Origin of the sequence: Microbacterium sp. NPDC056003 (genome assembly GCF_042274785.1) — a bacterium.
Classification (GTDB): Bacteria; Actinomycetota; Actinomycetes; order Actinomycetales; family Microbacteriaceae; genus Microbacterium.
This window is the reverse complement of record NZ_JBHJXQ010000001.1, coordinates 30,627-53,473: the sequence shown is the minus strand read 5'-3', so window position 1 is coordinate 53,473 and position 22,847 is coordinate 30,627. Positions and strand designations below refer to the sequence as shown.

28 protein-coding genes are annotated in these 22,847 nt (G+C 69.7%); 12 read left to right on the top strand and 16 right to left on the bottom strand.

Features of this window, described 5'->3' with window-relative positions; all coding sequences use genetic code 11:
• Nucleotides 1–8: 8 nt before the first annotated feature.
• From ACFC1W_RS00275 to ACFC1W_RS00255, 5 genes are all read right to left on the bottom strand, one after another.
• Nucleotides 9–359 carry a LysR family transcriptional regulator gene (locus ACFC1W_RS00275; RefSeq protein WP_375987356.1) on the bottom strand — a complete coding sequence of 117 codons (351 nt, stop codon included), beginning with the start codon at nt 357–359 and terminating at the stop codon, nt 9–11.
• 102 nt (nt 360–461) lie between these two features.
• A complete protein-coding gene (locus tag ACFC1W_RS00270; RefSeq protein ID WP_375991331.1) occupies nt 462–2,102 on the bottom strand; it encodes a glycoside hydrolase family 13 protein in 1,641 nt (546 codons plus the stop codon).
• A gap of 100 nt (nt 2,103–2,202) precedes the next feature.
• A complete protein-coding gene (locus tag ACFC1W_RS00265) occupies nt 2,203–3,024 on the bottom strand; it encodes a carbohydrate ABC transporter permease (protein WP_241113237.1) in 822 nt (273 codons plus the stop codon).
• Nucleotides 3,025–3,125: 101 nt separating this feature from the next.
• Nucleotides 3,126–4,058 carry a carbohydrate ABC transporter permease gene (locus ACFC1W_RS00260; protein ID WP_375987355.1) on the bottom strand — a complete coding sequence of 311 codons (933 nt, stop codon included), beginning with the start codon at nt 4,056–4,058 and terminating at the stop codon, nt 3,126–3,128.
• A 23-nt stretch (nt 4,059–4,081) separates the two neighbouring features.
• On the bottom strand, nt 4,082–5,347 hold the full coding sequence (locus tag ACFC1W_RS00255; protein WP_375987353.1) for an ABC transporter substrate-binding protein: 1,266 nt from the start codon (nt 5,345–5,347) through the stop codon (nt 4,082–4,084).
• Nucleotides 5,348–5,459: 112 nt separating this feature from the next.
• Here ACFC1W_RS00255 and ACFC1W_RS00250 point away from each other — a divergent pair, with 112 nt between their 5' ends.
• Nucleotides 5,460–6,680, top strand: a complete 1,221-nt coding sequence (locus tag ACFC1W_RS00250; protein WP_375987351.1) for an ROK family protein — start codon at nt 5,460–5,462, stop codon at nt 6,678–6,680.
• Between the two features lie 10 nt (nt 6,681–6,690).
• Here the strand turns inward: ACFC1W_RS00250 and ACFC1W_RS00245 are convergent, their stop codons facing one another.
• Nucleotides 6,691–6,834: a hypothetical protein gene (locus tag ACFC1W_RS00245; protein WP_375987349.1), complete on the bottom strand. Its 144-nt coding sequence runs from the start codon at nt 6,832–6,834 to the stop codon at nt 6,691–6,693.
• A 57-nt stretch (nt 6,835–6,891) separates the two neighbouring features.
• Here ACFC1W_RS00245 and ACFC1W_RS00240 point away from each other — a divergent pair, with 57 nt between their 5' ends.
• Complete coding sequence (locus tag ACFC1W_RS00240) at nt 6,892–7,524, top strand: hypothetical protein (RefSeq protein ID WP_375987347.1); 633 nt, start codon at nt 6,892–6,894, stop codon at nt 7,522–7,524.
• A 613-nt stretch (nt 7,525–8,137) separates the two neighbouring features.
• On the opposite strand, the gene ACFC1W_RS00235 is transcribed toward ACFC1W_RS00240, so the two are convergent.
• The 4 genes from ACFC1W_RS00235 to ACFC1W_RS00220 all read right to left on the bottom strand — a co-directional run bounded on the left by ACFC1W_RS00235 (nt 8,138) and on the right by ACFC1W_RS00220 (nt 10,762).
• Nucleotides 8,138–8,359 carry a hypothetical protein gene (locus tag ACFC1W_RS00235; RefSeq protein WP_375987346.1) on the bottom strand — a complete coding sequence of 74 codons (222 nt, stop codon included), beginning with the start codon at nt 8,357–8,359 and terminating at the stop codon, nt 8,138–8,140.
• A 91-nt stretch (nt 8,360–8,450) separates the two neighbouring features.
• Nucleotides 8,451–8,963: a DUF1697 domain-containing protein gene (locus ACFC1W_RS00230; RefSeq protein ID WP_375987344.1), complete on the bottom strand. Its 513-nt coding sequence runs from the start codon at nt 8,961–8,963 to the stop codon at nt 8,451–8,453.
• 56 nt (nt 8,964–9,019) lie between these two features.
• Nucleotides 9,020–9,952, bottom strand: coding sequence for an alpha/beta fold hydrolase (locus ACFC1W_RS00225; protein WP_375987342.1), 933 nt, complete (start codon nt 9,950–9,952; stop codon nt 9,020–9,022).
• A gap of 69 nt (nt 9,953–10,021) precedes the next feature.
• On the bottom strand, nt 10,022–10,762 hold the full coding sequence (locus tag ACFC1W_RS00220) for an alpha/beta fold hydrolase (RefSeq protein WP_375987340.1): 741 nt from the start codon (nt 10,760–10,762) through the stop codon (nt 10,022–10,024).
• Nucleotides 10,763–10,937: 175 nt separating this feature from the next.
• On the opposite strand from ACFC1W_RS00220, the gene ACFC1W_RS00215 reads away from it, so the two are divergent.
• The 6 genes from ACFC1W_RS00215 (at nt 10,938) to ACFC1W_RS00190 (ending at nt 14,834) form a co-directional block, all read left to right on the top strand.
• A complete protein-coding gene (locus ACFC1W_RS00215) occupies nt 10,938–11,843 on the top strand; it encodes an RNA polymerase sigma-70 factor (protein WP_375987338.1) in 906 nt (301 codons plus the stop codon).
• Between the two features lie 131 nt (nt 11,844–11,974).
• Nucleotides 11,975–12,253 (top strand): hypothetical protein, encoded by a 279-nt coding sequence (locus ACFC1W_RS00210; RefSeq protein ID WP_375987336.1) that lies wholly within the window; start codon nt 11,975–11,977, stop codon nt 12,251–12,253.
• Nucleotides 12,254–12,332: 79 nt separating this feature from the next.
• A complete protein-coding gene (locus ACFC1W_RS00205) occupies nt 12,333–13,091 on the top strand; it encodes an SDR family oxidoreductase (protein WP_375987334.1) in 759 nt (252 codons plus the stop codon).
• Between the two features lie 131 nt (nt 13,092–13,222).
• Nucleotides 13,223–13,957, top strand: coding sequence for a hemerythrin domain-containing protein (locus ACFC1W_RS00200; protein WP_375987332.1), 735 nt, complete (start codon nt 13,223–13,225; stop codon nt 13,955–13,957).
• Between the two features lie 2 nt (nt 13,958–13,959).
• Entirely contained in the window at nt 13,960–14,442 is a 483-nt protein-coding gene (locus ACFC1W_RS00195; protein WP_375987331.1) for an SRPBCC family protein, read from the top strand.
• A 62-nt stretch (nt 14,443–14,504) separates the two neighbouring features.
• On the top strand, nt 14,505–14,834 hold the full coding sequence (locus tag ACFC1W_RS00190) for a hypothetical protein (protein WP_375987329.1): 330 nt from the start codon (nt 14,505–14,507) through the stop codon (nt 14,832–14,834).
• A gap of 5 nt (nt 14,835–14,839) precedes the next feature.
• On the opposite strand, the gene ACFC1W_RS00185 is transcribed toward ACFC1W_RS00190, so the two are convergent.
• The 3 genes from ACFC1W_RS00185 to ACFC1W_RS00175 form a co-directional block, all read right to left on the bottom strand.
• Nucleotides 14,840–15,124: a hypothetical protein gene (locus ACFC1W_RS00185; protein ID WP_375987327.1), complete on the bottom strand. Its 285-nt coding sequence runs from the start codon at nt 15,122–15,124 to the stop codon at nt 14,840–14,842.
• The gene (locus ACFC1W_RS00180) at nt 15,111–15,440 is read right to left on the bottom strand and encodes an ATP-dependent DNA ligase (protein WP_375987325.1); all 330 of its coding nucleotides are present in this window, start codon (nt 15,438–15,440) and stop codon (nt 15,111–15,113) included. Before ACFC1W_RS00180 ends, ACFC1W_RS00185 begins: the two co-directional genes overlap by 14 nt.
• 115 nt (nt 15,441–15,555) lie before the next feature.
• Nucleotides 15,556–15,885 (bottom strand): hypothetical protein, encoded by a 330-nt coding sequence (locus ACFC1W_RS00175; RefSeq protein ID WP_375987323.1) that lies wholly within the window; start codon nt 15,883–15,885, stop codon nt 15,556–15,558.
• 155 nt (nt 15,886–16,040) lie between these two features.
• On the opposite strand from ACFC1W_RS00175, the gene ACFC1W_RS00170 reads away from it, so the two are divergent.
• The 3 genes from ACFC1W_RS00170 (at nt 16,041) to ACFC1W_RS00160 (ending at nt 18,113) form a co-directional block, all read left to right on the top strand.
• The gene (locus tag ACFC1W_RS00170) at nt 16,041–16,520 is read left to right on the top strand and encodes a GNAT family N-acetyltransferase (RefSeq protein ID WP_375987321.1); all 480 of its coding nucleotides are present in this window, start codon (nt 16,041–16,043) and stop codon (nt 16,518–16,520) included.
• Nucleotides 16,521–16,578: 58 nt separating this feature from the next.
• Complete coding sequence (locus ACFC1W_RS00165; protein ID WP_375987319.1) at nt 16,579–17,409, top strand: DNA-formamidopyrimidine glycosylase family protein; 831 nt, start codon at nt 16,579–16,581, stop codon at nt 17,407–17,409.
• A gap of 200 nt (nt 17,410–17,609) precedes the next feature.
• Nucleotides 17,610–18,113 carry a hypothetical protein gene (locus ACFC1W_RS00160; protein ID WP_375987317.1) on the top strand — a complete coding sequence of 168 codons (504 nt, stop codon included), beginning with the start codon at nt 17,610–17,612 and terminating at the stop codon, nt 18,111–18,113.
• 52 nt (nt 18,114–18,165) lie between these two features.
• On the opposite strand, the gene ACFC1W_RS00155 is transcribed toward ACFC1W_RS00160, so the two are convergent.
• The 3 genes from ACFC1W_RS00155 to ACFC1W_RS00145 all read right to left on the bottom strand — a co-directional run bounded on the left by ACFC1W_RS00155 (nt 18,166) and on the right by ACFC1W_RS00145 (nt 20,770).
• On the bottom strand, nt 18,166–18,750 hold the full coding sequence (locus ACFC1W_RS00155; RefSeq protein ID WP_375987315.1) for a carboxymuconolactone decarboxylase family protein: 585 nt from the start codon (nt 18,748–18,750) through the stop codon (nt 18,166–18,168).
• 89 nt (nt 18,751–18,839) lie between these two features.
• Complete coding sequence (locus ACFC1W_RS00150; RefSeq protein WP_375987313.1) at nt 18,840–20,357, bottom strand: MDR family MFS transporter; 1,518 nt, start codon at nt 20,355–20,357, stop codon at nt 18,840–18,842.
• Between the two features lie 200 nt (nt 20,358–20,557).
• The gene (locus tag ACFC1W_RS00145) at nt 20,558–20,770 is read right to left on the bottom strand and encodes a hypothetical protein (protein WP_191767242.1); all 213 of its coding nucleotides are present in this window, start codon (nt 20,768–20,770) and stop codon (nt 20,558–20,560) included.
• Between the two features lie 53 nt (nt 20,771–20,823).
• On the opposite strand from ACFC1W_RS00145, the gene ACFC1W_RS00140 reads away from it, so the two are divergent.
• Nucleotides 20,824–22,839: an ABC transporter ATP-binding protein gene (locus ACFC1W_RS00140; protein WP_375991327.1), complete on the top strand. Its 2,016-nt coding sequence runs from the start codon at nt 20,824–20,826 to the stop codon at nt 22,837–22,839.
• Nucleotides 22,840–22,847: the final 8 nt, after the last annotated feature.

Below are 22,847 nucleotides of genomic sequence, written 5' to 3'. Positions count from 1 at the left end.
TCCGGTCGTCAGCGCCCCTGCCGCTTCTTGTAGGGCTTGGGCTGCCCCTTCACCGCGGGCGCGCGCCCCTTGCCTTTCGACGCTTTGGCCTTGCCGCCCGCCGGCGCAACCGGCTTCGCGGCAGGGGCCGGCTCGGCGGCGATCCGACTGCGGGCCTCGTCGAGCAGCAGCGTGCCGGCGGGCGTCAGCGTCCATCCGGACTTGCTGCGCGTGAAGAGCGGATGCCCCACTTCGGCCTCGAGCTTGTCGATCGACGAATGCAGCGAGGCGAGCGGCACGCCGAGCCTCTCGGCGGCGCGGGGCACGTGGACTCCGGCGTCGACGACGGCGACGAATCGCTGGAGCAGGGTGATGTTCACGTGAGCCTTCCCGGAGCGCGTCTGCGCCCGTTCAGGCTATCGGCACCCTCGCGAGAGAGGGGACGGATGCCGCGGCCGACGTCGGCCGCGGCATCCGTCGTCCTACGCTCCTGCGATCCAGACGGTCGTCTCACCCGGCAGGATCCGCTCGTCGCGGTGCGTGCTCGACAGCGAGATCGGCGGCCCGTCCGGCAGCGCGAACGGCTCGGTGCCGAAGTTGGTGAACACGGTCCACCCGTTGCTCCGGCGGAAGGCGAGCACGTCGTCGCGGCCCGTCTCGACCCAGGTCAGCGACTCATCGGTCTGCAGCAGGCGGCGCGTCGCCAGCGCCGCGCGATAGAGCGCGAGCGACGACGTCGAGTCGTCATCCTGGGCCGAGACCGCGTAGTCGGCGAACCAGGCCGGCTGCGGCAGGTGAGCGCCGCCGGTGCCGAAGCCGAAGGACGGCCCCTCCGCCGACCAGGGCAGGGGCACCCGGCATCCATCGCGACCGATGTCCTCGCCCGGGCTGCGGAAGAACGTCGGGTCCTGCCGATCCGCCTCGGGGATCGCCGCCACCTCGTGCAGGCCGAGCTCCTCGCCCTGGTAGATGTAGGCCGAGCCCGGCAGACCGAGAACGAACAGCGCCGCGGCGCGCGCACGGCGACTTCCGCGCTCCATGTCGAGAGCCGGCAGCGTCCCCCCTGACAGCAGCCACTCGTTGCCGTGCTTGCGCGTGGGTCGGCCGGCGGAGTCGCGCTCGGCATCGGGAAGCCCGTAGCGCGTCGCGTGGCGTACGACGTCGTGGTTCGACAGCACCCACGTCGTCGACGAGCCCGACGTCGCGGCGAGCTCGAGGTTGTCGCCCACGATACGGCGGAACTGGCGGGCGTCGAAGTCGGCTTCCAGGAGGTCGAAGTTGAAGGCCTGGCCGAGGCTCTCGGCGCGGGCGTACAGCGGGATGCGCGACGGCTCGACCCACGCCTCGGCCACCGCGGTGCGCGGCGGGTCGTACGAGTCGAACACCGCACGCCACTCGGCGTAGACCTCGTGCACGTCGTCGCGGTCGATCATCGGGTGGTTCCCGTCGCGGGGCATCGCGTCGAGCTCCGCCTGCGAGGGCAGCGGGTCGACGAAGTCCTTGGTGAGCATGTGCGCCACATCGATGCGGAAGCCGTCGACGCCGCGGTCGGACCAGAACCGCAGGGTCTTCACGAAGTCGGCGCGCACCTCGGGATTCGACCAGTCGAGGTCGGGCTGCTCGACGGCGAAGTTGTGGAAGTACCACTGCCCGTCGTCGACGCGCTGCCACGCCGATCCGCCGAACACGGACACCCAGTCGGCGGGAGGCTCCGAGCCGTCGGGGCCGGTGCCGTCGCGGAAGATGTACCTCGCGCGCGCGGCCGAACCGCGGCCCGCCGTCAGCGCTTCCTGGAACCAGGCGTGCTGGTCGGAGGTGTGGTTCGGCACGATGTCGACGATCACCTTGATCCCCGCCGCGTGGAGCGCGGCCAGCATGGCGTCGAAGTCGTCGAGAGTGCCGAGCCGCGGGTCGACGTTGCGGTAGTCGGCCACGTCGTAGCCCCCGTCGGCGAGCGCCGACGGGTAGAACGGGCTCAGCCAGACAGCGTCGATGCCCAGCTCCTTCAGATACGGCACGCGTGAGGTGACGCCCCTGATGTCGCCGATGCCGTCGCCGTCGGCATCGGCGAAGCTGCGCGGATACACCTGGTAGACCACGGCCTGTCGCCACCAGGCGGGCATCTCGAGGTCGTTGAGCTGGGCGGTGAGGGGAGCGGAGTGCGCGGTCGTCACGGGGACGCGGTTCCTTTCGGTCGGTTTTCGAGTGAGGGATGCCGCGGCCTCAGCCTTTGACGGCTCCCTGGGTGACGCCTTCCACGACCCATCGCTGGGTGAAGAGGTAGACGACGATCGCGGGTGCCATCGCCATGAGGTACGAGGCGAACGACACGTTGTAGTTGTTGCTGAACTGGGTCTGGAAGATGTTCTGCACCACCGGCAGGGTCTGCGACGCGGGGTCGGAGATGATGAGCGACGGCATCATGAAGTCGTTCCACGAGGCCAGGAACGCGAAGATGCCGACCGTCGCGCTCATCGGTGCGAGGAGCGGGAAGATGAGCTGCCAGAAGGTCTGCCACGTCGACGCGCCGTCGATCCGCGCGCTCTCCTCCAGTTCGGCGGGGATGGAGCGGAGGAAGGCGGTGAAGAGCAGGATGCTGAAGCTCAGCTGGAACATGATCTTGAGGATCACGACGCCGATCGGGTTGTCGAGCCCGGCGAGACCCGTCAGCTGGATCTGGGGGAGCGCCACCACCGGGAACGGCAGGAACATCGCCGCGAGCAAGTAGTAGAACGAGTACCGGAACAGCTTGTGGTCCCAGTTGCGCGAGATCGCGAACGAGGCGAGCGATGCGAGGAGGATCGTGCCGGCGACGGTGAAGACCGTGATGAACAGCGAGATGATGAACGCGCGCGGGAAGTTGGTCAGCTCCCACGCCGTGACGAACCCCTCGACGCTCCACGGTGCGGGCAGCGAGAACGCGTTGCCGTCGACCGCCTGACCCTGCGTCTTGAAGGCCATCATCACCGTGACGTAGAGCGGGATGAGCACGGTGATCGCGCACAGGGCGAGCACGATCGTGCCGGACCAGTTCACGCGCTCCATTGCGAAACGCGAACGGGAGCGGGCCGGCTTGCGGGGGGCGTCGCCGTCGAGAACGCGCTCGGCGGTCATGTCCTCGGCAGCGAGGGCGGGCTGCGTGGTCATCAGAACACGTTCCTTCCGCGAGTCAGGCGAAGTTGGAGGAGCGAGAGGGTGATGGCGATCAGGAAGAAGATCGTCGCGTTGGCCATCTGGTAGGCATAGTCGCCGCCGGAGAAGCCGGTGAAGATCGTCATCGCGATGCTCCGGGTCGCCGTTCCCGGGCCGCCGTTGGTGAGGCCGACGATGATGTCGTAGGCGTTGAGGAAGTCCTTGAAGCCGATGATGACGTTGATCACCACGTAGCCGGCGACCAGCGGAAGGGTGATGCGCCAGAGCTGCTGCAGCTTTCCCGCGCCGTCGATCGACGCTGCTTCGTACACGTCGCCGGGAATCGCCAGGAGGCCGGCGATGTAGATGAGCAGTGTGCCCGGGATCGCCTGCCACGCGGTGACGATGACGATCGCGACCCAGGCGAGGTCGGGGTTGGCGAGAATGCTCTCGCTCATCCAGCCGATTCCCCAGGCCTGCCCGAGCGCCGGGACGGAGTTGGAGAACAGGAAGTTGAAGACGTAGGCGATGATGATGCCCGAGATCACCATCGGGATGACGAAGATCGTCCGCAGGCCCGTCTTCAGGCGCACCCGGGAGACGAGTCCGACGGCGAGCAGGAACGCCAGCACGTTGACGACGATCACCGTGACGAAGGCGAACCAGAACGTGAACAGGTAGCTCTGCAGGATCGCCGGATCGGTGAACACCGCGAGGTAGTTGACGAGGCCGATGAACTCCCAGTCGCCGAAGCCGATGGAATTGGTGAAGCTGAAGAAGATGCCGATGACCGCAGGGATCGTGATGGCCAGCGTGAACAGGATGAGCGAGGGCAGGAGGAAGGCGTAGTAGATGCCCTCCACCTTGCGGCGTCTCCGCGGGACGGGCTCCTCCGCCCGCCGGCTGTCGGTCTGCGACTCCGTGACGGCCGCCGTGGTCGTTGCCATGAATGCGTTCCCTTCGTCTCGCGCTATTGGCGCAGCGCCAGTCGGGCCCAGTCGGCGTCGAGCGTGCGCAGCGTGCTCTCGACGTCGGCTCCGGTCACGATGCCTTGCATGTAGTTGTCGGTGGGGATGGTCAGCGGGATCGCCTTCGAGGCGCCCTGGTAGAACTTCGCGGCGTCGTAGTACTCCTTCATGCCGACGATGCGCTCGTCGCTGACCGGCGCGGAGTCGGTCGTGGTGCCGTAACCGAGGAAGGCCGCGTTGTACTCGTCCATCACGTCCTTCTGGAACAGGTAGCTGAGGAACTCGCGCGCGCCCTCCTTCTGATCGGATGCCTCGGGGATCCACGCGGCGAGGTCGATGTTGACCCGCACCCTCAGATCGTCGGGGTCGTCCGTCATCGGCAGCGGGAAGGTGCCGAGGTCGAGGTCGGGGTTCGTCTTGTCGATCTCGCCGAACGCCCATGGACCCTGGAGATACATCGCCGCCTCCTCCTTGGCGAAGGCGAGGTTGCCGTCGCCGTACGCGCGGCTCGCGGCATCCGCGTTCGTATAGTTCTTCACCAGCTCCGTCATCTGCTCGACCGGCGGGGTGAGCGTCTTCTCGAAGGACACGGGGGAGTCCGGCCCGACCTCCGTGCCGAGCTCGTTCAGCTGCGCGTAGAAGTCGGCCACATCGATCCGGCCGCCGACGGCGTAGTCGAACCAGCCCTGTCCGACGGTCCACGGGTCTTTGAAGGTGCCGTAGATCGGCGTGATCCCGGCGGCCTTGAGGGTCTCGCACACCTCGATGAGCTCATCCCACGTGGTGGGCACCTGGAGGTCGTGCTCCTCGAAGATGCGTTTGTTGTAGATGACGGATGCCGCCATCACCGAATACGGCAGTACACTGGTGCGCCCCGGGTAGGTCGCGTACTGGTCGACGAGATCCTGCACCTCGGGGAGGATGCGCTCGGCTTCGGGCATGTCACTCAGGTCGCTGAGGGCCCCGCGCTCCATGAAGCGTGCCATCTCCATGTTGTAGTTGAGCAGGCCGAGATCGGGCGGATCACCGCGCAGGAACCCCGCCTGCAGGTTCGACGAGGTGTCGAAGACCACGACGACCTCGTCCTGGCTGGCGTTGTACTCCTTGATGAGATCGCGGAAGTAGGGGATCGCCTCGGGCTTGCTCAGGTGGAATCTCACTTCGGCGGGTCCGGACGCAGCGCCGGCGCACGCGGCCAGAACAGAACCCGCCAGAGCGAGGACCGCGGCCGCGGCTGCGGCGCGACGGAGAACGGATGACACAGGCACGTCGTTGTCCCTTTCCGAGGATCGCTGGGGCAATCATTGGTTCGGTGAGTAAATTTAGCTATCAAATCAACTCTGGTTAATCCAAGATTGCAGGAGAACCGGCGAAAGGTCAATGGTCTTGTCTCAACCCCCGCTCAGTGCTTCCCGTCTTCGTCGAGCCAGCCTCGACGCGGTGCTCGGATTCGCGTGGGACGCCGACGTCTTCACCGTCTCGGACGTGCTCGACGCGGTCGGGCTCACCCGGTCGACGGCGATCGACGTGCTCGAAGAGCTCGTGGCGCGCGGTCTCCTCATCGAGCTGCCGAACGCGCGCGCGGTGGGGGAGTACAGCAAAGGAAGGCCGGCGCGACGGTTCGCCTTCCGGCCGGACGCCGCGCTCGTCGTCGGCGTGGACGCCGGACGCGCGAGCCTCACGGTGACGCTGGCAGACCTGCGGGGTGACTCCGTCGCAGTGCGGCGTCTGGCCGTCGACCGCGCGCACGACTCCGGCGAGGAGCGACGGCAGGCCGCCGCCGGACTCGTCGACGCGGCTCTGACCGACGCGGGGTTCTCGCGTTCGGACGTCGCGGCGCTGTGCATCGGCGTGCCCGCGCCCGTGAACGCGCACGGTGAGTCGCCCGCGCATCGCGACGGGTTCTGGAGGCGGATGAACCCGGAGTTCGGCGAGCTCTTCGGTGCCTGGGCCCCGCTCGTCCGCGTCGAGAACGACGCGTCGCTGGCGGCGGTGGCCGAGCGCACGGTCGGCGCGGCGGTCGGATGTGACGACTTCGTCGCCTTGATGGCGGGTGAGCGGCTCGGTGCCGGCGTCTGCGTCGACGGACGTCTGCTGCGGGGCGCGCACGGGGGCGCGGCCGAGATGGTGGCCTTCGATCACGTCAACGGCGTCGAGGGCGCGTGGGGTCTGGGGCACCGCGCGGCCGCGCTGGCTCGCGCGGCGCACGCGGAGGCGACGCTGCCCGCGTCGAGCGCACTCCGCGCGATGGACCCGGCGCAGATCGACGGGAAGGCCGTGCTCGGGCTGGCGAAGCAGGGCGATCCCGGGGCCCTCGACATCGCGCGCCAGGTCGGTGAGACGCTGGCCGTGATCGCCGGCGTGCTCGGGAGCCTCTTCGACTCGACGCGGATCATCGTGTCGGGGGCGGTGGCCGACGGAGCGGGGCCGGTGATCGAGGCGGCCGTGCGGGCGCTGCCTCAGGAGCTCGACCTGCCAGTGCCCGAGATCGTCGCTTCGACCTTGGGCGGCGACATCGTCTCGGTCGGGGCGGTGTGCGCGGCGGTCGAAGCCGCTCGCACCGGCGCTCTGGACCTGCCGGCGTTCGCGGCGGCAGGCTGACGCGGACCGACTACGCCTGGCGAGCGAGCTCGAGCAATCGCGCGCGGCCGGGTGCGATGTTCTGCTTGAGGCGCTCCCTGGCGTCGACCACTGCCGGATCGCCGGCGCGATCGGCGGGGATGCGCACCGGATTGAGGGGGTCTCGTTCGCCCACGCGCGCAGGTCGGGTTCGCTCGCCAGGGCCAGCGACGCATCGCCGCCGATGACCTGCATGGCTGCCCAGTCGGCGGGCGTGTTCGAGAAGGGGGAGGGACGGCAGACACGGTTCTTCTCGGTGTCGTCGTCGCGCGTCGCCTCGACGTGGCCGACGACGGCCGCGCCGAAGCAGGGGAACCCCACGCGCACCGGCTGCGGGGTGATAGCGTCCGGCGCCCAGATGGGGCGCAGTCCGGGGTACTTCAACCCCTCGGCGGCGCAGTGCACGACGAGCGTGTCGGACGGCACGCGCACGTCGCCGTCGGCGAAGCGCAGGCGGCCGGGCGCGACGGAGCGCACGTGCCCCCGCCGCACCACGTCGTCGATGGTGCGGACGAGGGCGAGCTCCCATGCGGCCAGCGTCGGGGTCTTGGCCATGGTCGGCAGCACCGTGGGGTCGATGCGCAGCATGATGCCAGCGTCCTCGAGCCGGAGGAACACGTCGTCGGGGGTGGTCGCCGCTGCTGCGGCGGCCATCGTGTCAGCCGCCATCGCGAGGAAGACGGCCGGGTCGGGCTGGACGAACGCGCGGTTGAGCATCCACGGATCACGGGCTCGCACCCAGGTGATCGCGCTCGGGTCGACGCCCTGCTGCAGCAGCCACGCGCACGTGTCGGTCCCGGTCTTGCCCGCGCCGACGACGACGTAGTGCCGTGGCGCCCGGTCGAGGCGCACCAGCTCGTTCACCGTGACGACGTGCGCGCCCTTCTCGACCGCGAACGGCGGCGGCGTGAGGAACGGGATATCGGGCGCCAGGTACCGAGCGTCCACGAGGCGCGCGCGAGGGGCATGGAATCGCGTCCCGCTCAGCAGCGACGCGAAGCGGCGCTCGCCGAGGTACTCGCTGCGGCCGTGGAACTCCACACGGCCGGTGGCGGTCAGCCGCGAGAGCACGTGGTCGTAGTACGCGCGCACCTCGTCGGCGCTCGCGCGCTCATGCAGGCCCCGCTCCGGACCATCGGTCTGCCGTCGTCCCTCGCCCAGCAGGGTGGAGGCGACGCCGTAGAACGCCGACGCCTGGTGCAGGCGCACGAAGCCGTACGCGTCGAGCCAATGGCCGCCGGCACCGTGTCGACGGTCGACGATCGCGACCGAGGCGCTCTCATCGGCGGCGACGAGGGCGTCGACGAAGGCCATCCCCATCGCCCCGGCACCGACGACGAGGTAGTCGACGTCGACGATCGACTCCATGCGCCCATGAGAGCAGGCGGCGTCGGGCGCGTCAATGGAGGGAGCGGTCGCGGCCGGAGCCGCGGACTCGGTCAGAGCGAGACGTCCGCCTCGATGAGCTCGGCGAGGTCTTCGACCGCGTTCGGCGGCAGCGAGACACCCGCTGCTTCCAGCCGTCGCCCGAGCAGCCGGCTCACGTCATCGGCCACGCGGCCGTGACGGATGTCGTCCTCCAGCTCGGCCACGACGTGATCGATCGCCTCGGCGAGGTGGTCGTCGGGCGCGACGTGAAGGTGCGCGCGGTGGAGGCTCATGCGCACACTCTTGTACGGTCTGCGCGCGAGCGCACCCCCTTGACGTGAGCGTCGATCTTCCTCGCGGGTGTCGTGTCGGGTCGTCCGCGCCTCATTCGCCGAACCGCGCCACCAGTCGGATGATCGTGGGGAGGCCGCGCGATGTGGCGCGCCGGCCGGTCAGTCGCTCGAGCACGGGAGTGGCATGCCCTTCGCCGTCGACGTCGTTGCGCACGACCGCCCACCCCGGCCCGGTGTCGACGAGGGAGCAGCGGTGTTCGGCGGCGAGGGCGACGACGTCGGGAGACCGGCCGTCGATCGGGCCGCCGCCGTGCAGGGTGAACTCGATTCGGTGCGCGTCATGCGTCGAGCCGTTGGCGTCGATGATCGCGGCCAGCTCTGTCAGACCGATCCACCGGATGCCGCGCTCGACGCCGGAGCGCACGCCGATCGCCTCCGCCGCCAGTTCGACCACCCGAGCGGGCTCGTCGGACTCGAAGACGATGGTGCCGTTGCTCTGGAAGGTCCGTGCGTCGGAGCACCCGGCGTCGGCGAACCCGGCCAGGATGTCGGACGTCGACGGGTGACCGCGCTGACCCTGGTTGACGTTCCGCATGAAGGCCACGCACCGCATGCTCCGAGCGTACGAGGCGGCGCGGACACGTCGGGGGCAGGCGAGACTCAGGGCGTGCCGGCGCCGTCCCCCGGCGGCTCGGCCACGTCGAGGATCGCCTCGGCGAACGCATGGGGGCACTCCGCCGGCAGGTGGTGCCCGGCATCCGGAATCTGCCGGTGCTCACGCAGGCCGGTGAAGAAGCGATCGTGCTGCGAGCCGTCGGTCGCCGGAAAATTCCCGTCGGCCGTGCCGTCTAGCGTGATCGTGGGCACCGAGATCGGCGGGAGCGCAGCGAGCCGTCGTTCGATGACTTCGTACTGGGGGGCGCCGGACGCGAGTCCCAGGCGGTGCCGGTACGAATGGATGACGACGTCAACGTAGTCGGGGTTCTCGAAGGCTACAGCCGCGCGGTCGAGCGTCGCGGCGTCGAACGTCCAGGCGGGAGAGTTGCGCCGCCAGATGACGTCGGCGATGCCGCGGGCGTCGCGCGAGAGGCCGGTGCGCCCGCGCTCGGTCGCGAAGTACCAGAAGTACCAGAAGCCAGCTTCCAGCTCGGGCCTCAGCGGGATGTCGGCGGCCGCGATGTCCTGGATCAGGTAGCCGTTCACCGATACCAGGCCGCCCACTCGCTCGGGCCACAGTGCGGCGACCACGCACGCGGCGCGCCCACCCCAGTCGTAGCCCGCGAGGATCGGCTCGTGCAGCGCGAGCGCGTCGAGGAAGGCGAGGAGGTCGGCGCCGAGCGCTGCCTGCTGACCTGAGCGCGTCGCACCGTCGTCGCGGAACTTCGTGGGTCCGTGGCCGCGCAGGTGGGGGACGAGCACGCGGAAGCCGGCCTCCGTCAGCAGCGGGACGACATCGACGAAGCTGTGGATGTCGTACGGGAAGCCGTGCAGCAGCACGACCGGTTCGCCGTTCGGGTCGCCCGCGTCGATGAAGGCGACGGTGACCGCTCCCGCGTCGACGGTGCGGAGCGGAGTGGTGAATGTCGTGGGCATGACGTGCTCTCCTCGGGTTGGGGGCGGCGCCCCGGCGACCGAACCGTCTGCCGGGGCGCCGCCGGTACATCACGCGGCGGCCGAGAGGCTCGCCACGTAGGCCTTGCCGGCCTCGGCGATCGTGGCGGCCACCGCGGCGGGCTGTGACACGCTGATCGCGTGCGAGGCGCCCGCGATCTCGGTGGTGCCCCGTGATCCGGCGCGTTCGGCGCCGGCGCGCAGCACCGCCGCCGGAATGTTGAGGTCCTGGTCGCCGAAGACGTGCCAGGACGGGGTGTCGCGCCAGGCCGGGCGACTCGTCGCAAGACCCTCCGACAGTGCGACCTCGGTCACCGGTCGCTGCGTCGCACCCATCAGCGCCGCGGCTTCCGGGGAGACGTCGGCGGCGAACTGGTGCGGGAACACGTCGGGGCGGATCGTGAACTCCACGCCGCCGGTCGAGACGGGGTGCGCGTCGAGGGCGTTGCCGAGGGTGCTGCCCGGGGCGCTCGTCGACAGGCTCAGGGCGCTGTCGCCGGTGTCCGGCACGAAGGCGGAGGCGTAGACGAGGGCGACGACGGCGTCGTTTCCGGATGCGGCCTCCGTGATGACGAGGCCTCCGTACGAGTGGCCGACCAGCACGATCGGCCCTTCGATCGAGGCCAGGACGTCGCGCACGTAGGCGGCGTCACCGGTCAGACTGCGCAACGGGTTGGCGACGGCGATGACTCGCACGTCGTGCTGCTGCAGCTGGGCGATCACACCGTCCCATGAGGACGACTCGGCGAATGCACCGTGGACGAGGACGATGGTGGGCTTCTGAGCGGACATGTCGGTTCCTTTCGACGATGGGTTGTCACCGTGCTGCGAGCTATGACCGAACGCGGCCGGAGTATGTGACCGCGTCGACGGATATCGCCTCGGCTGTCACATCGCGCCGGGGCATCCGGTCGTAGCTGGAAACGCGCGGGCGTACGCTGAGCGCGGCGACGGGAGCGGCAGCGCCATGATCGACAGCACACGACACGCAGAAGACCCCGACGACATCGCGCAGGCGGTCGTCGTCTTCGACGAGCACCGTCGACGCGTCTTCGGCATCGCCTACCGGATGCTCGGAACGGTCGCCGATGCCGAAGACATCGTGCAGGAGACCTGGATCCGCTGGCAGAACGCCGATCGCTCCGACATCCGCGAGCCCGGTGCGTTCCTCGCGACAGTCGCGACGAGACTCGCGATCAACGCGACGCAGTCCGCGCACGCGCGTCGCGAGACATACATCGGACCGTGGCTGCCCGAGCCCGTGAACACGGACGCCGATCCGGCGCTCGGAGCCGAGCGCGGCGAAGCCCTGCAGTTCGCGATCCTCCTGATGCTGGAGAAGCTGACCCCGACAGAGCGCGCCGCCTACATCCTGCGCGAGGCCCTCGACTACCCGTATGAGCGCATCGGTCAGATCATCGGCGCCACGGTCGCGAGCGCGCGCCAGCTCGTGAGCCGCGCCCGCAAGCACCTCGAGTCTGCCCGCCGCGCAGAGGTCGCGGCCGCCGAGCAGCGCCGCCTGCTCGAGGCCTTCCTCGTCGCCGCGCAGAAGGGAGACGTGGGCGATCTCGAGAAGCTGTTCGCCGAGGACGTCGTGAGCACGACCGACGGCAACGGCGTCAAGCTCGCCGCGCGCATCCCGGTCGCGGGCCGCAGTCGCGTCGCGAAGTTCATCTCCGCCTTCTCGAGCCACTTCTGGATCGGGAAGAGGATCGACTGGGTCGAGCTCAACGGTCAGCCGGCGGCGACGATCTCCGAGGGCGGGGTCGTCACGACCGTCGCCATGATCACGGCGGCGGATGACGGCATCCGTCAGATCCACTGGATCATGAGTCCGGACAAGCTCCGGCACGTCACCCGGGCCGGGGCGTGAGCGGCCGGCCCTGCGCGTCGTGGTCGCATCTCTCCCCGCGGAGCTCGCCTCCTCGCGCCGCGCAGCACGAACGCCTGGTCCGTGCGCTGATCGCCGCCGCCGAGGCACGCGATGAACGCGGACTGAGTCGGATGCTGCATCCCGGCATCCGACTCACGGTCGACGGAGGCGGCGTCGTGGCGGCGCCGAGCTCGCCGCTCGAAGGCCGATCAGCGGCCTCGGCATTTCTCACAGAGGCGCTGTCCGCTCCGGCGGCGCTCCGTGTGGAGGCGGTGAACGGCGTCGCCGGAGTCGTGCAATGCGTCGACGGTCACGTCACGGGGGTACTCGGCCTCCGCTCTCGTGGCCGTCTCCTCGTCGAAGGGTGGCTCGTGGTCAACCCCGACAAGCTGATGCGCTGGCGCTGCTGATCGGCCGTCACAGATCCGGTGCGGACGCGGTCAGAGATGGTGAGCGCGGTTCCTCGCGCTTCTGAACGAAAGGCTCATCATGGCAAGGATCGTCGTCATCGGAGGCTCCGGGCTCATCGGCTCGAAGGTCGTCGCGAAGCTCACCGAGCACGGGCACGCAGCCCTGTCCGCCTCGCCGCAGTCGGGCGTGGACACGCTCACCGGCGAAGGGCTGGCCGACGCGCTGCGGGGGGCCGACGTCGTCGTCGATGTGTCGAACTCGCCGTCCTTCGCGCCGGACGACGTGATGGCGTTCTTCACGACCTCGACACGCAACATCGTCGCCGGGGCGCGGGAGGCGGGTGTGGGGCACTACGTCGCACTGACCGTCGTCGGCACCGACCGCCCGAACACGATCGAGTATTTCGCGGCGAAGGCGGCTCAGGAGGAGCTCATCCGCACATCCGGCATCCCCTACACGCTGGTGCACGCGACGCAGTTCTTCGAATTCATCGGCGGGATCGCCGCCGTGTCGACGAACGGCGACGCGCTCCGGCTGCCCGGCAACCTCGTGCAGCCGATCGCGGCGGACGATGTCGCGACAGCTGTCGCCCGTACGGCCGCCGGCTCGCCTCTGAACGCGGACGTGGAGATCGGCGGCCCCGAGATCATGGGCCTGGACGAGATGGTGCGGCGCGGGCTCGCCTTCCGGAACGATCCGCGCGAGGTCGTGACCGATCCCGAGGCGGAGTATTTCGGCGCGAGGATGCAGGAGCGCACGCTCATGCCGGTGGACGGGGTGCAGGTGTTCGCGACGACCCTCGAGGAGTGGCTGCCGGCCAACCCGCCGCGCAGCTGATCGGGATCCGCGCGGCCGGCGGGGTGTGCAGGGGTGCTGTGCGCACCCTCCTCTCGGGTGTATCGTTCGGCTGTCCGCGACGCAGACTCTGCGAGCGCGGGTGGCCGGCGGACGACACTGGGGAGTGCGACATGGTCACCAAGCTGCCTTCGTCCGGGGCGATGCCGGAGGGCCAGGAGGCCGGGTGCGACACGTCCGGCCTGATCCTCGTGCACCGGATCTTCCGCTGGCTCTACAGCGAGCTGCCGAAGCTTGTCCGCGAGGTGCGGCCCGGTGACACCGCCCGCGCGGCGATCGTCGGGCGCTACGCGAACCTCGACTTCTTCGCCCTGCACATGCACCACGAGACCGAGGACCTCGCGCTGTGGGATCGGCTGACGTCGCGCGACCCCGCGTGCGGGGTGCACGTCGAGCAGATGAAGGCGCAGCACGCCGAGGTGGCCCGCCAGCTGGCGATCATCGAGCCGCAGCTGCAGCCCTGGGTTGCGTCGGCCGATCCGCAGCTCGGCGAGGCGTTCGCCCGCGACATCGACGCGCTGCGTGAGACGCTCACCGCGCACCTCCGCCAGGAGGAGGCGAGCATCATGCCCGTCGCGGGCGCTGTGCTCTCACAGCAGGAGTGGGACTGGATGGAGGAGCACACGCGAGCGGAGCTCGCCGCGCACCGCAAGGAGCTGGGCAAGGACATCATGGCCCTCCAGGCGGGGCTCCTGATCGCCAGCGTGCCCGAAGCCGAGCGCGAGGAGTGGATGCGTGCGAACATCCCGGTTCCAGTGCGGGTGCTGTATCAGCTGCTGCTGAAGCGGCAGTACGACCGCGCGATGCGCGATCTCTACCCCGACCGTCCTGTTCCCGCGATGGTGTGACGATGATGTGGCGGCGCGTGGTGCTCGACGTGCTCCTGCCTCACCCTGCCGAGCGCGTCTACCCGCTCCTGGCCGATCCGGCCCGATGGCCCGACTTCGCGCCGGCCGTCGCCTTCCGCCAGCGCATCGGCGACGGCACGCCCGACGTCGGGAGCCGCTGGTGGGCGGTCGACCGCATCGGACCGTTCCGCGTGCGGTTCGCCGACGTGCTCGAGAGCATCGAGCCGGGGGAGCGCGTCGTATGGCACTCCACCTCGCCGTGGAACTCGCGCGTCGAGTACGTCTGCGTGCCCGAGGACGGAGGCACACGCGTGCACGCCCGCTACGAGGGCGACATCGCGGGCTGGTTGCAGCTGACCGCGCTCCTGCCGGACGTCGCGTGGAGGTGGATCCTGATGCGTGACTTCCGCGGCATCACCCGCCTGCTCGACGCGGAGGACCGGGCCATGGGGAAGACCGCAGACAGGACGCCGCACCTGCAGTAGCGACCGCCTCCCGATGGCGCAACCCCCGTGCGCCGCTTCTCGGCCTTCGTTAGACAAGGGACATGAAGTCGCTGATCTATGCGGGGAGCGAGTTTCTCACGAGCGATGCGATCGCCGACGCCCTCCTCGAGTACGGAGCAGCGCTCGCCGAAGGACGAACGGGGGCCACGGTCGAGATCCCCATCGTCGACGCGGCAGGCACGGTCACGACCGCGGTGTTCCTGGTCGGCCCGGCCAGCCAGATCGTCTCGCGCGAAGTCGTCACGGATCTCGCCGAGCCTGATCACCTCGAAGTCGTCGAGCACCTCGAAGCGCTCACGCGGCGGCTGCACCCGACCGCGCGCGCCGACACCGAGACACCTCCCGACATGGACTGGAGCTGGGAGAGCTGAGCGCCTTACGGCTCCGGCGGCGCCTCCGGATGCATCTCGTCGCCATCGGGGTTCCACAGTGATCCGCCGGCCACCTCGGGGGCGTCGTCGGGGATCGGGATGATCGCGAGCGATACGCCCGGCGTGAGCATGAGGTGAGCCCATCGCGGCGCGCCCTCGCCGTCGTTGACCGTGATCCACCCCACCCCGCCGGATGCGAGCTGCTCCTCGATCTCGGCGCGGAGCGATTCGAGATCACGGCCGCCGACGCTGTAGTGCTCGCCGCCGTAGATGATGTCAATTCTCTTCATCGCGCATCTCCGTCGAGCTCTCGGCGGGTTCCGGCACGAGGTAGAGGCCTGCCGGGGAGTTGGCGGTGTACACCAGCGCCTCGATCCAGGCCATGTTTATCGCCGGCTTGCGGCTCCCGTAGTACTTGTACACGAGCGTGCACCGCGGGTGCACCCACACGGTGGTGCGGCCGTCGCCGATGCTCGTGTCGTCCTTCCAGGTGAAGTGGAACGGCTCGCCCCGGCGCAGCTTCGTGCCGATGACGAGCTGAAGATGCGCCAGCGTCCGGTCGTCGAAGTCGACCTTGACCGATCCGTCATAGATGAACTTTCCCATCGTCAGCCTCCGCGACGGCCCCGGATCGGGGCGATCACGGGGGCGGGGCCGCCGACACCACTGTCGTCGCGGGCGCGGCCCGGGCCAACTCCCTTGACACCCGCAGACCTCGCGGCTATCGAGCAGAGCGGCGGGCCCAGCGGAAGGAGAGCGGGGCTCGGTGCGGGATGGGGACCGGCTTCGAGTCGCTGCCCGCCGTCGACGACAGGCGGCGCCGGGTCCCCGCGACGAGCACGGCCTCCAGTGAGGGGAAGGTCTCGACGGCGGGTCCGCGCCACACCCACACAGCCTCGTACTCGCCGCCGGCAACCCGCTCGATGTAGGCGACAAGGGTGCCGTCCGCGTCGCCGCCCGGTCGGATCCGCGACCGGTCGCACAGCCGCCAGGCGCCGTCCCCCATGGGCACGAGCTCCAGATGGTGAACCGGTGCAGCCTCGATCGTCATGGGTCCCACTCCTTCGTCGCAGGCATCATGCGGTCCGCTTCGATGGAGGAGGGAGGGGGTTGACTTCCGCGCACGCACTGTCTACTCCTGTGACCGCAGACGGTGCCGTCGTCAAGCGCGTGCCTCCGCGGTGTTCTTCGCGCTAGACAGGAGGCATGCCCCACTCCGATGACATCGAGATCCGCGACATCCGCCCCGACGACGCCGGAGAGACGCTGACGCTGCAGCGCGCGGCGTTCGTGCAGGAGGCGCTGATCTACGACAGCGTGCAGATGCCGCCGCTCACGCAGTCCCTCGACGAACTGCGTGCGGAACTCGTCGGCAACCTCGGGTGCGTCGCCGTCGATCACGGGAGGCTGGTGGGTGCAGTGCGTGCGCAGGCGGACCGCGAGCTCCTCCTGATCGGCCGGCTGGCCATCGCGCCCGACCGACAGGGCGAGGGTCTCGGATCCCGGCTTCTCGAGGCCGTCGAAGAGCGGGGAAGGGCGAGCGGATGCCGCGAGGCGGAGCTCTTCACCGGATCGCTCAGCGAGGCGAACCTGCGGTTGTACGAGCGGTGCGGCTATCGCGAGACCACGCGGGTGAAGGAAGACGACGGCATCGAGCAGGTCTTCCTGCGCAAGCCCCTCGGCTGATCCCAGGGATCGCGATCGAGGGTGCCGTGGTGTCGGGACCCGGTGCCAGGATGGGGACATGCCGGAGTCTCCCGAGGTCCAGGCGCTCGCTGAGTTCCTCGACGACCGTGTGCGCGGTCGCACGGTCCGCGAGGTCGACATCCTCGAGTTCCGCACGGTCAAGACGCGCCAGAGCCCGCCGTCCACCCTGGTGGGGCGCGCCTTCGGCGGCGCCGAGCGGTACGGCAAGCACATCGCGCTCGCCGTCGACGACGACACCCGGCTCGTGGTGTCGCTGGGGCGCCACGGGTGGGTGCGCTGGCGTGACACCGCGTCCGACGAGCTGCCGACCGACGCCCCGCCGGCGCTGGCCGAGGTCGCGCTCGACGATGGGTCGGTGATGCAGGTGACCGATGCCGGCACGTGGGTGTCGCTCGGCCTGTTCGTCGTCGACGATCCGCTCGCGGTGCCGGCGATCGCCAAGCTCGGCCCGGATCCCGCCGACCCGTCGTACTCGCAGAACGACTTCGAGGTCGCGCTCGGCCGGCGCCGGAAGCAGGTGAAGGCGATCCTCCAGGAGCAGGAGTCGATCGCGGGCATCGGCAACGCCTACTCCGATGAGATCCTGCACCTGGCGAAGGTGTCGCCCGTGGTGCACGCGGCGGCACTCGACGACGACACTCGCTCCCGCCTCTACGCCGCGACGATCGAGACCGTGCGGGGCGCGATCGGCGCCCGGCGCGGCATCCCGATCGATCTCCTGAAGGCGGCCAAGGTCGCTTCGATGCGCGTGCACGGTCGCGCGGGCGAGGCGTGTCCGGTGTGCGGCGACACGATCCGCGATTTCTCGTTCGCGAGCACTGATGCGCAGTACTGCCCGACGTGCCAGACCGCCGGCGAGGTGCTGTGAGCACGTCCTGCGGCCGGCCCGGTGTCTCCGCGGGTAGCATGGCGTAATGACTTCTTCGCAGCTGCCCACCCCGACCCTCCAGCCCGTCGCCGAGGACAAGAATCTCCTCACCGTCGTCGAGTCCGCAGGATCGTGCTGCGGTGGCGGCAGCTGCAGCACCGACTGACCCGTCACCCCTCGCGCGCGCGACGCTGACTGCGATGTCCGACGAGCAGCTCCACATCACGCCGCGCATCGCGCGCGTCCTCATGTCGGAGGAGGCGATCTACGGCCTCATCCTGGTGTCGGGCATGATCGTCGTCAGCGCCGGCAGCACCTCTCTGATCGCGTTCCTGACCGTCGCCGTCACCGTCGTGGTGTTCTACGCGGCGCACGTGTACGCGGGCACCCTCGGGCGCCTCGCCGTAAGTGAGGGGCAGCGCGGCCTGCGTTCGAGCCTCCGCGCCGCAGCGAAGCAGTCGTCCGGCATGCTTCTCGCGTCGATCGCACCGCTCCTCGCCCTCCTGCTGGGCACGCTGAGGGTGATCCCCGATGACACGGCGCTGTGGTCGGCGCTCATCCTGAACACCGTGATCCTGGGCGGTCTCGGATGGACCGCGGTCGCGCGCTGGAGCACCCACTGGTGGGCGCGCGTGATCAGCGCGCTGCTGACCGCCGCGTTCGGCGGGATCCTGATCCTCCTCAAGGCGGTCATCCACCACTGACGCCGCAGCTGGCCGATGCGACGCCGGGCATGCCGCCGAGGTAGGCCGCCGGTCAGGGGGCAGGGTCGAGCGGCGAGAGCAGCGCGGCGACCAGCTCCGGGCCCAGGTCGGGCACCTCGTCGGTCGGCACCGCAAGGGCGAGCAGCGCCCGGCTGAGGAAGTTGCGCGCCGCGGCGGCGAGCGTGATGTCGACGATCTGCCGGTCGCTGAAGCCGACCGCGCGCAGCCGCTCGGAGTCGGCATCCGTCATGCTGCGCGGATCACTCGACAGCTTCTCGGCGTAGGCCATCACCGCGACGTCCGCCTCGCTCAGCCCGGCGGACGTGTAGTCGCGCGCGACCCGTGCGAGCTGATCCTCGTCCATGAGTTCGGCGCGCAGGGTTTTCCGGCCGTGTGCGAGCAGGCAGTGCGACGAGCCGATGGCACGTGCCGCGCCGAGTGTGGCGAGCTCGTACACGCGGATCCCGATCGAAGGCACGATCGCGTGCAGGAGCCCCTCGAACGCCTGGTGCGCCTCGGGATTCACGGCCAGCGCCTGGGTGTGGGAGAGGACGAACCCCACGTCGGCGATGTCGCCGGAGTACATCTCGGCCGCGTGGCCGGTCACCTCGTCGGGTGCGGGCGTCTGAATGATCATCGGGGCCTCCTGCTGCTCGGTGGCGGATCCCACAATGCCGGATGCCCCACCCCCCGTCGAGGGGATGGGGCATCTCGGTGATGCGCGGGTCAGTGCGCGGCCGGCGCGCCCATCGGCTGGTCGGCCGGCTTGCGGATGAGGAACGCCCCCACCAGCAGAGGCAGCGACAGGAACGCGGCCGTGAGGAACGCGGCGTGGGTGCCCGCGGCCCCGGCGGTGAGTGCGTCGGTGCCCGCCTCGGTCGCGGCGCTGTCGGCCGCGGCCATCACGCCGAACATCAGCGCGATGCCGGCGGCACCGGCGACCTGTTGCGCGGTGCCGACCACCGCCGAGCCGTAGGAGTAGAACCTCGGCTGCAGGGACGCCAGCGACGCCGTGAACAGCGGCGTGAACGACAGCGCCAGCCCGAAGGACAGCACCGTCTGCACGACCGCCACCAGCCACACCGGGGTGGCGATACCGAAGGTCGTGTAGACCCAGAGCATCGACGATGTGATGACGGCGCCCGGCACGAGCAGGACGGTCGTGCCCCAGCGGTCGTAGATGCGGCCGATGAAGGGTCCGGCGAGGCCCATCGCCAGCGCGCCGGGGAGCACCACGAGACCCGTGGTCAGCGGGTCGACCTCGAGCACGTCCTGGAGGTACAGCGGAACGACCGTGATCGCGCCGAAGAACGCCATCGACATGATCACCATCTGGCCCATCGACAGGGAGAAGTTCCGGCTGCGGAAGACCCGCAGGTCGAGCAGCGCGTCGTCCTTGCGCTGCAGCAGCACCTGGCGCCAGCCGAACAGGCCGAGCGCGACGACGCCGACCGTGAGCGACACGATGAGGGTCGTCGTCGACGTGGCCGTCGCGGCCGCGGCATCCGCTCCGCCGCCGTGACCACTGGCGCCCAGCTGGCTCAGCCCGAACACGAGACCGCCGAAGCCGAAGGCCGAGAGGATGACCGACAGCACGTCGATCGGTGCGCGCGTGGTCTCGCCCAGGTTGTGGATCCAGCGGCCGCCGACGACGAGCGCGACGATGGCGATGGGCAGCACGATGCCGAAGATCCAGCGCCACTCGAAGTTGTTGAGGATCGCGCCCGCAAGGGTCGGGCCGATCGCCGGGGCGAGCGACATCACGATGCTGACGCGGCCCATCATGCGGCCGCGGATCGCCGGCGGCACCACCGTCATGAGCGTGGTCATGAGCAGCGGCATCATGATCGCGGTGCCGGACGCCTGGACGACGCGCGCGACGAGCAGCACCGGGAAGCCGGGCGCCAGGAAGGCGATGAGCGTGCCGGTCGAGAACAGCCCCATCGCGGCGATGAACATCGCACGCGTCGTGAAGCGGCGCAGCAGGAAGCCTGTGATCGGGATGACCACGGCCATCGTCAGCATGAACGCGGTCGTGAGCCACTGCGCCGAGAGCGCGGTGATGCCGAGATCGGTGATGAGGTGCGGGATGGCCACGCCCATCGTCGTCTCGTTCAGGATCGCGACGAAGGCGGCTGCGAGCAGCAGCCAGATGACGCGGCTCTCCTGTGGGCCGAGCTTCGGCCTGACGTCGGGGGATACGCGGATGCCGTCGGTGGCGGGATGCATGTCGGTGGCGGCCATAGGGCGTCTCCTCATGGGATGGAAGGGCGAAGGACGGCCATGGGTCATGGCGAAGGATCGGCCATGCACGGATGGCGGGCGAGGGCCGCACGAGAACGGCAAGCCATGAGCATAACGGCGGGGTCGGACACGACATTCCCGCAGGACCGGATCGGATCCGGCTTCTCGTCAGGGGCGGGACGCTCCCGCGAGAACGGAGGTCAGTTCTCGAGCGTCTCCTCCGACGCCGGGCGATCCCACTTCTCGCTGCCGATCGCGTCGGTCGCGTGCGGTGTGGGCTCGTTCTCCTCGACGAAGGGAGGAAGCGGATTGAGCAGATCCTCTTCGGGGATGGCCTTGAGGGCGTCGATCTCCTCGCGAAGCGCCGCCAGGTCGGAGCCGTCGTGCTGCGGGTTATCAGGAGTGGAGACCATGGGGCAAGCCTAGCGGGAGCGGGGGAGGCCGTCAGTAGGCTTCGAGGGTGAGCATGCGTGGCGGTGGCGGCGGGGGAGGCCATCCCGGATTCCGCGGTGTCGACATCGAGTCGCAGAAGAAGTTGAACGCGGCCGCGCCCAAGATCCCGAACCTCGGCCGTCGCGTCATGGCGCTCTTCCGTCCCTATGCGTGGCCCCTCGCCATCACGGGTGTGCTCGTCATCGTGGGCGCCGGCATCGCGGTCATCCCGCCGCTCATCGTCCAGCGCATCTTCGACGACGCCCTCTTCCCGGTCGACGGTGGACCACCCGACCTCCCGCTCCTGTGGCAGCTCGTCGGCCTCATGATCGCGCTGTTCCTCCTCTCCGCAGGGCTCGGCGTGCTGCAGACGTGGTTCACGTCGACCATCGGCAACAAGGTCACCGGAGACCTCAGAGTGACGCTCTTCGATCACCTGCAGTCGATGGAGCTCGGCTTCTTCACGCGCACCAAGACCGGCGTCATCCAATCACGGCTCCAGAACGACGTGGGCGGCGTCTCGGGTGTGCTCACGAACACGTTCACGAGCATCCTCGGCAATGTCGTCACCGTCATCGCCTCGCTCATCGCGATGATCATCATCGACTGGCGCCTCACGATCATCGCGGTCGTGCTCATGCCGATCCTCGTCGTCGTGCAGCGCCGCGTCGGCCAGGTGCGGGCGCGCATCGCGGGCGAGACGCAGGAGTCGCTGTCCGAGCTCACCGCCATCACGCAGGAGACCCTGAGCGTCTCGGGCATCCTCCTCTCCAAGTCGTTCAACCGGCAGCGGGCCGAGTCCGCGCGATACTCCGACGAGAACCGCAATCAGGTGCGGCTCCAGGTGCGTCGCGCGATGAGCGGTCAGGGCTTCTTCGCCGTCGTGCAGGTGCTGATGGCCAGCGTTCCTGCGGTCATCTACCTCGTCGCGGGGTACTTCATCACCGGCGGCGAGGCGGTCATCACCGCCGGGACGATCGTCGCGTTCACGACCGTGCAGGCGCGCCTGCTCATGCCCCTCATGGGCCTCATGCGCGTGAGTCTCGACCTGCAGACCTCGGCGGCGCTGTTCGCGCGCATCTTCGAGTACCTCGACCTCGTGCCTGCGATCCAGGACGCCCCCGACGCCGTCGACGTCGTGCACGCCCCCGGTCCGATCGGGCGCATCGAGTTCCGTGACGTCGTCTTCCGGTATCCGGATGCCGCGGCGGGCGCCCGCCCGACCCTCCAGGGCGTCACCTTCACGGCCGAGCCGGGGCAGCATGTCGCGTTCGTGGGCCCGTCGGGCGCGGGCAAGACGACCGTGCTGTACCTCACGCCGCGCATGTACGAGGCGTCCGAAGGATCCGTGCTGTTCGCGGGCGAAGACGTGCGGCGCCTCACGCAGGAGTCGATCATCGACCAGGTCGGCATCGTGTCGCAGGAGACCTACCTGTTCCACGCGACGATCCGTGAGAACCTCCGCTACGCGCGACCCGAGGCGACCGACGCCGAGCTCGAGGCGGCCTGCCGCGCCGCGAACATCCACCACGTGATCGAGGGCTTCGACCTCGGCTACGACACCGTCGTCGGCGAGCGCGGCTACCGGCTGTCGGGGGGCGAGAAGCAGCGGATCGCGATCGCCCGCGTGCTGCTCAAGGACCCGCCCGTGCTGCTCCTCGACGAGGCCACCTCGGCGCTCGACACCGTCTCGGAGCGCGTGGTGCAGGAGGCGCTGGATGCTGCGGCCCGCGGCCGCACGACCTTGTCGATCGCTCACCGCCTGTCGACGGTCATCGCCGCCGACGTCATCCACGTGATCGAGGCGGGGCGCATCGTCGAATCCGGCACGCACACCGAGCTCATCGAGCACGGCGGCCTCTATGCCGAGCTCGCCGCGCAGCAGCTCGCGGCGTCGCGCATCCTCGAGGCCGAGGAGTCCGACCCGCCCGCCGACCACCCCGACCGACGCGCCGACCGCCCGCCGGTCGAGCCCGCATCGCGCACCCCGGCCGTCGCGCCTGTCCCGGCTGAGCCGTGGGTGCCCACGCCCGAGGTCCCCGGCACCTGATCTGCTCG